This is a genomic window from Streptomyces sp. M41(2017) (assembly GCF_002078175.1).
GTDB lineage: Bacteria > Actinomycetota > Actinomycetes > Streptomycetales > Streptomycetaceae > Streptomyces.
Genome location: NZ_MWFK01000001.1, coordinates 2,666,392 through 2,677,273, shown reverse-complemented (window position 1 = coordinate 2,677,273; position 10,882 = coordinate 2,666,392). Strand labels below are relative to the sequence as shown.

Below are 10,882 nucleotides of genomic sequence, written 5' to 3'. Positions count from 1 at the left end.
CCAGTCACCCGGCCGATTCCCCGCCATGCCGCAACCCCCGTGACAGCAACACCACCAACGACACCAACAACACTCGTATGCATGAGCGAAGTTACTGGATGCGTGCGAGGCGAGGAAGGGACGCCGGGGCGGACCCGGAGGTGGCGGCCGGGGCGTTACGCCGCGAAGCGGAAGGTGGAGGTGATGGCGTCGAAGATGTCGAAGAAGGAGTCGGCGAGGTCGAGGACCTGGCTGCTCCCGGCGACGAGCGCGACCTTGCCCTCCTGGCCGGGCACGGGGATGAACGTCTGCATGAGGACGGCACGGATCGTGCGCTGAAGGCTGTCGTCCGGTACGGCGATGTCCTCGATCCCGTACGTCCGCGCGGCGGGACCGACGCCGGGTATCTCGACGGTCGTCACCTTGCGCCAGGCGTCCCCCTCCTTCTTGGCCTCCCGCACCGCGAGTTGGCCGGCGATCACCTGCGGGTCGGTGGAGAGGGGCTCGCCGGTCTGCGAGCGCCCGCCGACGATCGACACCGTGACCGATCCGGTGATCGGGGTGTCACCACCGAACGACTCCGCCATGCAGCCGCAGTACAGGGCACCGGACTTCCAGGCGTCGGCGGCGGCCTTGCGCAGGAAGGCGGTGTATGTGTCGCGGTACTGCGCCAACTCCGGACGTTCGTCGATCCGTTCGCTGACCATCCGCCGTATGGAGTCGTCCCGCGACTCCGGCCGCACATCGAACTCCCACCACGACTCCGGCACCTTGATCCGGAATCCGCCGCGCTCGATGGTGAGCGTCTCCATATAGCGGGCCATGGCTGTGTCCCCCGGGGTCGTGGTCGGTCGTTCGTCGTTCATCGTTCGCCGCAGCCGGCGCACGCTCGCCACTCTGTTCGGACCGGCGGCTTGGGTCAGGGTACGAGGTGGGGATCGGGCGGGGGTGGGAGGCGTACGCGTCGAGCCGCCGGGGCGGGCCGCTCTGACGTAGCCGGCGCTCACTCCTGCGAAGGGGGCGACGCTCACGGGCGAAGCCCGGCACCCGGGCGGCGGCTCCGGATTCCGCCCGGGTGCCGTGTCGAGAACGTGGCGGATCTGTGGAGGGATCACGCAGTTGACGTACGGAGGGCCGCCCGGGGCTGGGAAAACGCTCAGATGGCGAGCAATTGCCCTCGTTCATCCCCATCCCCGGGGAGGTACCTCCTGGCGAAACCAACAGCCCCACGGATACCGTCGTTGCCCTTGACTGACTTGGTTGAACTGATGTCTCACGGGGAGTCCACTGTGAAGCGCCGCTCTTTGCCCGTTGCTGCCGCGTTCGCCGCGACCGCGGCCCTCCTGCTGACAGCCTGCGGCAGCGGGGACGACAGCTCGAAGGGGAACGACAAGATCGCGGGGGCGGATCAGGGCGAAAAGAGTTCGCCGTCACCGAGTCCGACCGCGTCCGACGACGCGAAGCGACCGAACATCACGCTGCCCGCCGATGTCATCGACGACTTCCAGCACTGGAAAACGGGTGACGCGGCGAAGGACGCCGTCCTCGCCGACGCGGGACGCGCGCAGACTGCCACCAACTACGCAATCATCAAGGGCAATCCTGATGAACCCGCCCTGGCCTTCTACCGACAAGGGGATGCCCTCGTCAGCGGAGCCCAGTGGGTCAAGTCCTTCGTGGACGACGGGATCACCTACACGGGGACAGTGCGGTACTTCGATCCGAAGGTGACTCTCTACGGCAGTACGGAAGCCGGCGTCACGTTCTGCACCGACGAGAGCAAGGCGTTCAACAAGAACCACAAGACGGGCAAGGTCGACAGGACGCCCTCGGACAATGACGCGTACGTCTTCTACAACACGCACTTGAAGAAGGCCAGGGACGGCGTCTGGCAGACCACCGCACTCGTCTCTGACAGGGGGAACGCCAAGTGCACGCCGTGAAGGACCTCGGCAGATGGCTGCTCACCGGCTCCCTGGTCGCCGTTTGCGCGCTCCAGGCCGGCCCAGCGTTCGCGACCCGAGGCCACGGCACTTCCGACGGCGATGTGAAAACGTCGAGCAACCGGTCCGGCAAGACCCTTGAGTCGCGTATCACCTTTTCCGGTAGCACCGGCACGGGCGGAACAAGGCCTGGCAACGTCACACCGGTGGGCAATTGGACGCCACCGGCCTGCTGGTACGAGCCGGAGTCGGCGGCTGACTTCCGGAAGCATGTCGAAGGCGAATACGACGACATCGTCAATGACCCTCGCCAGCCCAGCTACGCGAAGTCGGCGACAGGCCAGTTCCGGGACATGTACAAGGACGGCAAGTACAAGGACTACAACCTCGACAAAGCCGACGAGGGAAACTTCTGGGTGTCGGTGCAGAATCCGAACCGGTTGGACGACCCTGCCGCCTTCACCTGTAGCGAGCTGCCCTTCTGGGTCGAGAACGGCGACACGCCTCCGGTGAAGAATGCCGTAACTCCCCAGATTCTGGCGGAGCTCGCCTACAACAGGCTCACGCTCCCCGACACCAAAGTCACCCTCGCCCCCAAGAACGTCACCAAGGTCAACCTCCCCACCTGGGCCTGGCTCGACAAGGCGACGTTCAAAGAGGTCTCCGTCACCGCGGCTCTCGACGTCGCCGGGCTCAACATCTCCGCGACGACCACCGCGAAGCCCGTCTCGCTGAAACTGGAGCCGGGTACCGCCGACGCCGAGACCTACCCGGGATCGGGCGAGTGCCAGTTGAACGACGACGACTCGATCGGTGCGCCGTTCGCCAAGGGCAAGGCCCACGAGACGCCGCCCTGTGGCATCAAGTACCTGCGTTCGTCGGGCAACGGGACGTACCAGCTCAGGGCGACCATCACCTGGGCCGTGAACTGGACCGGCAGCGGCGGCGCGGGCGGAGACCTGCCCGACGGCACCTTCGGGACGACCCAGGACGTGACCGTCCAGGAGATCCAGTCCGTCAACCGCTGATGGAGCACCCGGGGGCCTGCCCTGAGCAGACCACATGGAGCGGGCCCCCCACCTCCGAGGACGGGGCCTTTCACCCAGAGGCCGCAGGCTCGACATCACGTCGGAGACGGCATCCCGCTTCGCGATCCGGAATCACGGATTAATCACCACATCACCAAGCCGATGCAAACTCAGGCCCATACGCATCCCAAACAACACCGCACCCTGTCCCTCACTGCTTTCGTGCGGACGCCGGTAAGTAGGATCGCCGCGGTGATCGTCACATCCGAAGGTGCCGGGCTCCACCGACACCTCCGCCGCGAGATCTGTGCGGACCTGTCCAGGCGATCCCTTCACGGACGCAACGGGGGCGACCATCGTGAGTGACCTGCGGCTCGAAGGAACGATCTTCGAGGATCTGCGGAAGACCTTCTCCACCGTCACCGACCGCGTGGACGCCGCACGCCGCACCCTTCGCGGTACCGACGGCTCGGTCGTCGGTGACAGCGGTCTCGTGGACGACGTGCACGACTTCGCGGACGACTGGGGTTACGGGATCAAGCAGCTCGGCAAGCACACGCAGGGCGCGATCAAGATGATCGACAAGATCGGGAAGTCCTTCGAGAAGCTGGACCTGGATCTCGCGGAATCCCTCAAGGCCCCGAAGAAGAAGGGGAACTGAGGCGGCAATGGGACGACCTTCCTTCCCCCACATAGGCTGGGACCCGACCCCCGGTGACGTGCACCAGACCCAGGAACTCGCCAAGAAACTCGGCGGACTGGCGGGCGAATTGGGGACCGCCCTGCGGGAGCTGCAGCAGATCGAGCTCGGCGCCTGGAAGGGCAAGACCGCGATCGCGTTCAGCGAGCACATATCCACCGATGTGACGCCGCTGATCAAGCAGAGCCACGACTCCTTCGACAAGGCATCACGTGCCCTGCATCGCTGGTCGGGGCAGCTGAGTGACTTCCAGGACGAGGCCGACCGGCTGGAGAAGGAAGCGGGAGACAAGCTTGACGCCAAGGCCGACGCCCAGCAGAAGGCCGACCAGAAGGGTGACGGCAAGGGCAGCGAAGCACTTGGCAAGGCCTCGGGCCAGGTCGACGCCGTCATCGCCAAGTTCCACGACCTCGAAGACCGCTACAAGAAGGCCGCGGGGCTCGTCAGCAAGGACCTCGACAAGGCCGCGGACATCGCCCCGGACGAGCCGGGGTTCTGGGACAGGCTCGGGGACGGCATCGCCGACGCCTGGAACGGAACAGCCGACTGGGTCGCGGACCACGCCGACCTGATCAAGCAGATCGGCGACGTTCTCAGCGACATCACCACCGTTCTGGGTGTCCTCGCCATCATCACGCTGCCTTTCGAGCCTCTCGGAGCCATCTTCGGCGCTGCGGCCCTCCTGACCAGCGGACTGGCCCTCCTGGCACACGGAGTGGCCATGGCAGGCGGCGCGGACGTCAGCTGGCTGACGATGGGAACCGACGCCATCGGGCTGCTCCCCGGCATCGGGATGTTCGGAAAGGGAGCGAAGGTGGCCACGAAGGGCCTGGCCGCGGAACGTATCGCCGAATTCGGCAAGGGCTTCACCGTGTCGCCCATCGCATCCTCGTTCAACTTCATGGCCACCGGGAAAATGGCGACCGTCGTCGAGGGCGGCGTAGGACTGCTGGGGAGGAAAATCGTTCTGGGGGGCGCCGCCAAGAACATCGCCCTGCTCAGCAGCGAGAGCGGGACTATGAACCGCCTGGCAGGCCTCGCCGAGGCCGGTTACCACCAGGGGCAGTGGCTGGGCACCAAGGGGGCCGCTCTCCTCGGAGAGAAGTTCACGGTCGATCCTCTGAGCAAACTCGGCAGAGGCATCGATGTCGCCGGCAAGGTGCTACCCAAGGGCATCAGTATCGGACTGCACAGCGGCGAATCCGCCGATCCCGGCAACCGTCTCCATCAATCCGCCACCGCACACTAAGGCTCGAGACCGATGACGATCTGGCAACCGGACGCGAACGAGACACTGATCGCGCGGGTCGCGGTGGGCTTCGCCACGGGCGCTGCCGACGCCGTCGCAGACATGCGCTGGTTCCGGGACACCGAGCGGAACGACATCCAAAACGACCTGCCTGGCTGGCCCGAGGGTCCACACTTCACCCTCCGTGGCAAGAGGGAACGCCGGTTGCGCACGGGTGCGAAGTTCGGAGCAGGCGCGCTGCTCGTCGCAACACTCGGCGTCCTGGAATCCCTGGCCGGCTCGGGCAGCACAGGGAACGCAGCAACCCTCGGAACCCCGGAGGAGCCGGAGAACGAGGTTGACGACTTCCCCGTCATGTGGGCACCTCTGGACGGCCTCGCCCGTACGCTCCCCTGGCAACTCGACCCCGCTCGCCGGCCCGGGACAGAACACACACACCTGGCCGTCACGGACCGGCGGGTCCTCGTTCTGGGGCTGCAGAACGAAGGGGACAGGCCCCGGGACAAGGTCCTCTGGGAGACCCAGCGATCTAATATCCGAGTGGCCGCTCGGAAGAAGTTCAGTCTGTACGACACGGACTTCACCATCACGTTCGCCGACGGATCCTGGTGCCGACTGGCCGGGTGGAACAGCAACTGCCGCGACGATGCGACCCTCGCCTTGGAGAATCCACTTCCCTTGATGGATCGGGACGACCTCACCCCGGGCCAGCAACACGCCGTCCAAGAACTCCTCGCAGGCAAGGACCCCGGCGGAACGCTGCTGATCTACCGGCGGCCGAGCGGCAACGTGTACGTCAACTACCAGCACGACGATCGCGTGGATCCCACCTATGGCATCGGCAGCGAAGCATTCAAGTTGATGGACCCGGACGGGGAGAACGCCCGATTCCACAAGGGCGACATCTGACCGGAAGGGAATCCGATCCCCAATGTCCACACCTGCGATACCCGTCCTCTCCGAGCTCGACGACATACCGCCGCTCTCGTTCACCACACCCGAAGGCTTCTTCAGCCTGCCTCTGGCGGCGACGCCCGACGACCGTGCCGCCCTCTCCGAGTCGTTCGTACGAGAGCTCTACTCCCGCGGCGATGAGGCACTGTGGACGCCCGCGGCGCCGTACTACGCGGCGCTCGCGGAGCAGTTGGCGCACACCGGCGTCTCGTACTCGGCGATGGGCCTCTTCTCCACCGACGACGGTGGTGTGGTCCAGTGCGCTCTGACAGTGGCCGCCGTGGAGACGGAGCAGGACGATCCCGAGATCGCCGCCCACGGCATCCTCACCGCGCTCAGCAGTGATCCACACCGCGATGCCCGGTGGCTCGACCTCCCTTGCGGTCCCGCGGTCTCGTGCGTGACCATGCGAGAGGTGACGCTGGCGCCGGAGGTCACCGCCAGTGGTGCCGAGGTGCAGCTCCTCACAGGGCAGATCCAGGTTCAGGTGCCGTTCCCCACGGGTCCCTACACCGCGGTGTTCACCCTGGACACCGCATCCACCGAGTACTGGGGCGAGTTCTGCGACCTGTTGATCGCCGTTCTCCGGACGTTGTCGTTCCGCGACACTGCTCCCGACATCTCTGACGCGGCATCGTGACGGCGACCACTCCAGGCGAGCCTCAGCCGCATGCTGAAGGCGCAACTCGAATGACCGCCTGGCGTCCCGCCCCAGGAGAGACCTGCCTGGCCGGGTGGCCCGAAGGCCCGACCTTCACCGTCCTCTCCAAGTCCGTGCGGCGCGCCCGTTCGGTCAGAGCGTTCGGCGTTCGACTCGCTGCTGTCGTCGTCCTCGTGGGAGTGGAAGTCCTGACCGGACTCACCGAGCCGACGTCACCGTGACCGTCTCCGCCAGGCCGTCCGTCAGGGCGCACAGCGCGTCCGTGTGGGCCAGGGCGCGCCAGGACGTGAGCAGGACGAGGCCCCATTTCTCGTCCGGGCAGATGCCGTAGGCGCAGGTCTCCAGGACGGTGCCCGTTCCGTCGCGGTCGGGTTCCTGGACGTAGGCGTGCCGGACGCGTACGGCGGGCCCGACGGGCAGGGTGCGGTGCTCGGCCTCGGGCGGCCGGAGCGAGATGCTCGTCGGTGTGGCCAGGTAGCGGTGCAGGAGGTCCACCGTCACCGCGGGGTACGTCTCGTCGGCGACCAGGGCCGAGAGCTCGACGCGGGCCAACTCCCCCAGCCGGGGCTCGGGGACGTACGAGAGCGCGACGATCGGGGCGCGGGTGCGGGCGTCGGCCGCCGCCTCGGCCAGTTCGACGGCGAGCACCTCGGTCAACCGTGCGTCGGCGTCGTGGCCGGCCCGGAGACGGGCGGCCTCCTGCGCCCAGGAGTCCAGATCGACCGCGCCGCGCACGGGCAGGGTCACGGCGCCGTCCGGCGCCTTCATGTGGACGGTGGAATCGGCGTACTCGGGCATCAGGCCATCCACTGGAGGGTGCGGGCGATCGAGTCGAAGAGCGTCACCAGTGCGTCCGCCAGCGGCTCCATGGGGGTGGAGAAGGAGAGCAGCAGGCGCTGGTCGCTGTGCGGAACGGCAAGGTGGACGTCGAGGTGCGTGACGGTGAGCCTGTTGCCGTCCGGGTCGTCCGGCGAGGGCCTACGGCGGTAGAGGTGGCGTACGGCGGGGCCCGCCGGGAGGTCGACGGTGCTGACGTCGGCGCCGTCGGCGGCGAGTGAGAGAGCGGTGTCGGAGAGGTCCCCGGCAGCGGTGCCGGGTGGGGGCCGCAGGAGGGTCACGACGAGACCGGCGGACACCGGGACCTGGCCGATCACCTGGTCGACGAGGTACATCTCGACCCCGCCGTTCGCGTGGGCCGCTTCGGCCTGTGCCTGGATTCGTCCCGCGAGCGCGGACTTCAGCTGGGGGGTGGCCCGGGTTCTGCGCAGGCCGCGGTTGACGAGCTTGTCGATCCGGTGCGGCCAGCGTTCCGGGTCCAGGAGGACGCGTTCCCAGCCCTCGGGGACGGCGAGGCGGTAGTCGGAGGGGGGTACCGGGTGGGTCTCCGCGTCGGTGCCGGGTGCGCGTGTCGGCTCTTCGGCACCGGTCGTACCGCTCCGGTCAGTGGCCGTCCTGCTCCTGGCCCGGTCGCCGGCCGTGCTCCGTCCCACGTCGGCAGCCGTGCCCTGTCTCGCGTCGCCCGTCATCCCGTTGGATCGCTCTCCGCGCTCGGTTCGCCCACTGTCATGCATTCGTTCCGCCTGCCAGCCCCGCTCGCGGGTGCCCGGTGCGCGGCCTTCGGCGCCCCAGGACCACGGCAGCCACCGGGGCAAGGATCAGAGCGGCGGCGGCACCCAGCGCGGCGAAGGCGCCCGCCCTGCCGCCGATGTCGGACCTCGTCCCCAGGAAGGGCCGGTAGTGCCCGGCCGGATCGACGACGGCCGTGCCGTCGAGACCGGCACGGTCGGCGCACTTCTCCCTGTTGTCGAGTACCCGGTGCACGGAGCCGTCGCCGAGCCGGACCCGGCAGTACGTCTCGCGGGTCCCGTGCGTCCACTGGTGGAGCGGTGCGGCGATCGTCACCGTCTGCTCGACTCCCCGGACCTTCAGGTACCACTGCTGGGTGTTGAAGGAGACGGTGAGCACGAGGGCCGCGTACGCCGCGACAGTGATCCAGCGCAGCGCCAGGCCCCCGCGCGACGCGCGGGTCCGCAACGCCGTGAAGAGAACACCCAGGCCGCAGATCACGCCCACGAGCACTGCGGTCTCGTGGATCAGGAGGGTGCCCAGCGCAGTCAGGGCCACCCCCACGACGGCCGCCGCGAACAACAGCGCCCAGGGGCGTACGGCAGCACGCTCCGGTGGGCCCTCGTCGTCGCCGGGATGCCGTGCTTCCTGGCGGGCGGTGAACTCGGAGAGGACGCCCCGAACGCGGACCATTCCACCGTCCTGCGCGGCCATGCGGCGCAGTTCGGGCAGCCCCATGCCGATCTGTTCCAGCGTTCGCCGCCCGTCCTCCGGCAGGCCCGCGAAGAGTGCGTCGAGGGACTCCGCGGCGTCTTCTCCTGTCACGAACCGGCTCCCTGTTCCGTGGCCCGCCCCGGTGGTTCCGTGCGGGAGGCGCAGCGTCGCCGGCGTCGTCCGCTCGCGTCAGCCACCGGCATTCCAGGTCCAGTTGTAGAAGGGGATTCCGCCGGCTCCGATCCCCGGGATCTCCTTGAGTCCACTCAGGAGGTTCGGGCCGGTGGCCTTCGCCTCGCCCTCGCCGACGGGCGCCAGGTTGGACCAGCCGAGGGCGAGCGGCAGCGTCTGGCTGCCGATGTAGAGGGCCTTGCCGGCTTGCGCCATGCTCTTGAACGAGGACGCCGAGATCTGCGCCAGTTTCGGTGCGGCGGCGGTCACCAGACTTTCCTCGCCGGGGAGTCGGCCCGCCGCGACGCGGATGTCGTCGACGTACGCCTTGACGTTCAGGGACTCCTTGACCACCGACTTCATGCGGGGCAGGAGTTCTGCCGGCCCCTCCGCCAGTGCCTTGCCGATCTGGCCGGGCTTGACCCCGTTGAGCGCTTCCGCGAGGCCGCGGGCGGCCGCCGGGTTCAGGCCCATGTCCTTCGCCAGTTGCACGTCCTTCAGGGCGGAGGCCCCGCGGGCGGCGACGGCGGCTTCCTTGGCGGTCGTGCCGAGGACGCGGCCGGCGCCGAAGGACAGGACGCCGACGGCGTCGATGGCGACGTCGAGCCATGTGCCCTTGCCGTCGAGGGCGGAGATCGTGTCGCAGACCAGGGCCACGACCGAGGCGATGAGGGCGAGGGCGGCGAGCACTTCGCCGAGTACCGGTACCCAGCTCAGGACGAGGGCCAGTACGCCGAGGACGGCTGCGGCGACTCCGGCCCAGTGGCCGATGTCCGCGACCCAGTCCTTCCAGTTGTCCCACCAGTGGTGCCGGGGGTCCTTGAGTCCGTCGTGTTCGACCGCGTCGTGGATGGCCGACGTGGCGTACCCGGCTTGGGTGTCCCGGTACGACAGGGCCCGCCGGAGGGCCGTCTTGGCGTCCTCCAGGTCGCCGTCGGCGCACTCCTTCTGCTTGTCCAGCTTCTTCTTGTCCGGGTGGTCGTCGGGCCCGGGGTGCTGGTCGATCTGCTTCTGGCAGTGGCTGCGGTCGGCGTCGGCGGCCTTGGCCTTCCTCAGGGCGTCCCGCGTGAGGTTCTGCGCGTGGTCGAGTGCGGTGGCCCAGTCGGTGTGCTGGTGCTCGTCGGAGGGAGCGGAGCCCACGCGAGAGCCCAGGGCGTCCGCCGCGGCCGCGTACCGGTGGTGCGACGCGGTCAGCAGCCCGACGGTGTCCTCGGTCTTCTGCTGGAACGCGCGGCCCGCGTCGGAGTCCCACCCGTTCCCGTCGACCAGGTTGTGCAGCTTGGTCGCCTGGTCCTCGATGAGGGCGGCGGTGTCGGCGATGCGTTTGCCGAGCCGGGCGACCTCGTAGGGATCGCCCGGGGTGAACTCCCGGTCGTCGTAGCGGGCCGTCTGCCAGTCGACGCCGGAGAAGTCGTCGCTCATGTGCCGCTGCCGCCCTTGCCGGACTGGGACTTGAGCAGGGCGTCGGCGAGGTGCTGATCCAGGCCGTCGTACGCCTTGGCGGCCTCGCCGGCCGTCCTGCCGAGGAATTCCAGACCGTCGCAGAGCTGCTTGCGCTTCTTCTTCCAGTCGTCCGCGAACGCGTCCAGGGCGTCGGCGACTTCGCCCGACCCCATCTCCGCGTCGTAGGAGTCGACCAGGTCCTTGGCGCCCTCGAAGTGCGACGTGAGCTTCGCGACGGAGCGGCTGATGTCCCGCAACTCCGACGTGGACACCGCGATGTGATCCGCCACTGCCACCCCCGTGTGCCTTCCGGCGGCCCCCGCGGCTGCCTCGTCCGGCACACCCACCTCACGGCGGCCGTCCCCCACCCTGTTGCACGCGTTTTCGAGGCGGCAACCAATGACGAGCAAAGGGGGCGTACAGAGACCGTCAGTGCGAGCCTCTGCGGACGTCCCGGAAGCAAAGTCCATCCGG

General features: G+C 68.3%; 13 protein-coding genes. 7 read left to right on the top strand and 6 right to left on the bottom strand.

Features of this window, described 5'->3' with window-relative positions:
* Positions 1-155 precede the first annotated feature (155 nt).
* Positions 156-803 carry a hypothetical protein gene (locus B0675_RS11755; RefSeq protein ID WP_081218757.1) on the bottom strand — a complete coding sequence of 216 codons (648 nt, stop codon included), beginning with the start codon at positions 801-803 and terminating at the stop codon, positions 156-158.
* Between the two features lie 465 nt (positions 804-1,268).
* Here B0675_RS11755 and B0675_RS11750 point away from each other — a divergent pair, with 465 nt between their 5' ends.
* The 7 genes from B0675_RS11750 (at position 1,269) to B0675_RS40975 (ending at position 6,735) form a co-directional block, all read left to right on the top strand.
* Positions 1,269-1,922, top strand: a complete 654-nt coding sequence (locus B0675_RS11750) for a hypothetical protein (protein ID WP_081218756.1) — start codon at positions 1,269-1,271, stop codon at positions 1,920-1,922.
* 206 nt (positions 1,923-2,128) lie between these two features.
* A complete protein-coding gene (locus B0675_RS11745) occupies positions 2,129-2,950 on the top strand; it encodes a hypothetical protein (protein WP_347108645.1) in 822 nt (273 codons plus the stop codon).
* Positions 2,951-3,308: 358 nt separating this feature from the next.
* Positions 3,309-3,611, top strand: a complete 303-nt coding sequence (locus B0675_RS11740) for a hypothetical protein (RefSeq protein ID WP_081218755.1) — start codon at positions 3,309-3,311, stop codon at positions 3,609-3,611.
* Between the two features lie 7 nt (positions 3,612-3,618).
* Positions 3,619-4,899, top strand: coding sequence for a hypothetical protein (locus tag B0675_RS11735; RefSeq protein WP_081218754.1), 1,281 nt, complete (start codon positions 3,619-3,621; stop codon positions 4,897-4,899).
* Positions 4,900-4,911: 12 nt separating this feature from the next.
* Positions 4,912-5,808, top strand: coding sequence for a hypothetical protein (locus tag B0675_RS11730; RefSeq protein WP_081218753.1), 897 nt, complete (start codon positions 4,912-4,914; stop codon positions 5,806-5,808).
* 22 nt (positions 5,809-5,830) lie between these two features.
* Entirely contained in the window at positions 5,831-6,493 is a 663-nt protein-coding gene (locus B0675_RS11725) for a hypothetical protein (protein WP_081218752.1), read from the top strand.
* Between the two features lie 50 nt (positions 6,494-6,543).
* Complete coding sequence (locus B0675_RS40975; protein ID WP_143661062.1) at positions 6,544-6,735, top strand: hypothetical protein; 192 nt, start codon at positions 6,544-6,546, stop codon at positions 6,733-6,735.
* Here B0675_RS40975 and B0675_RS11720 read toward each other — a convergent pair.
* From B0675_RS11720 to B0675_RS11700, 5 genes are all read right to left on the bottom strand, one after another.
* Positions 6,713-7,312 (bottom strand): hypothetical protein, encoded by a 600-nt coding sequence (locus tag B0675_RS11720; protein ID WP_081218751.1) that lies wholly within the window; start codon positions 7,310-7,312, stop codon positions 6,713-6,715. The genes B0675_RS40975 and B0675_RS11720 overlap by 23 nt on opposite strands.
* Entirely contained in the window at positions 7,312-8,004 is a 693-nt protein-coding gene (locus B0675_RS11715) for a hypothetical protein (RefSeq protein WP_143661061.1), read from the bottom strand. The genes B0675_RS11720 and B0675_RS11715 overlap by 1 nt, the downstream gene beginning before the upstream one ends.
* A gap of 73 nt (positions 8,005-8,077) precedes the next feature.
* The gene (locus B0675_RS11710; protein ID WP_081218749.1) at positions 8,078-8,905 is read right to left on the bottom strand and encodes a hypothetical protein; all 828 of its coding nucleotides are present in this window, start codon (positions 8,903-8,905) and stop codon (positions 8,078-8,080) included.
* A 78-nt stretch (positions 8,906-8,983) separates the two neighbouring features.
* On the bottom strand, positions 8,984-10,387 hold the full coding sequence (locus B0675_RS11705) for a hypothetical protein (RefSeq protein WP_081218748.1): 1,404 nt from the start codon (positions 10,385-10,387) through the stop codon (positions 8,984-8,986).
* Positions 10,384-10,698, bottom strand: coding sequence for a hypothetical protein (locus B0675_RS11700; protein WP_081218747.1), 315 nt, complete (start codon positions 10,696-10,698; stop codon positions 10,384-10,386). Before B0675_RS11700 ends, B0675_RS11705 begins: the two co-directional genes overlap by 4 nt.
* Positions 10,699-10,882 lie beyond the last annotated feature (184 nt).

What these genes read in the sequence shown, in the direction of transcription:
- B0675_RS11735 (WP_081218754.1), top strand. Translation starts at nt 3,619, where the DNA reads ATGGGACGACCTTCCTTCCCCCACATAGGCTGGGACCCGACCCCCGGT.
- B0675_RS11725 (WP_081218752.1), top strand. Translation starts at nt 5,831, where the DNA reads ATGTCCACACCTGCGATACCCGTCCTCTCCGAGCTCGACGACATACCG.
- B0675_RS11755 (WP_081218757.1), bottom strand. Translation starts at nt 803, where the DNA reads ATGGCCCGCTATATGGAGACGCTCACCATCGAGCGCGGCGGATTCCGG.
- B0675_RS11720 (WP_081218751.1), bottom strand. Translation starts at nt 7,312, where the DNA reads ATGCCCGAGTACGCCGATTCCACCGTCCACATGAAGGCGCCGGACGGC.
- B0675_RS11730 (WP_081218753.1), top strand. Translation starts at nt 4,912, where the DNA reads ATGACGATCTGGCAACCGGACGCGAACGAGACACTGATCGCGCGGGTC.
- B0675_RS40975 (WP_143661062.1), top strand. Translation starts at nt 6,544, where the DNA reads ATGACCGCCTGGCGTCCCGCCCCAGGAGAGACCTGCCTGGCCGGGTGG.
- B0675_RS11705 (WP_081218748.1), bottom strand. Translation starts at nt 10,387, where the DNA reads ATGAGCGACGACTTCTCCGGCGTCGACTGGCAGACGGCCCGCTACGAC.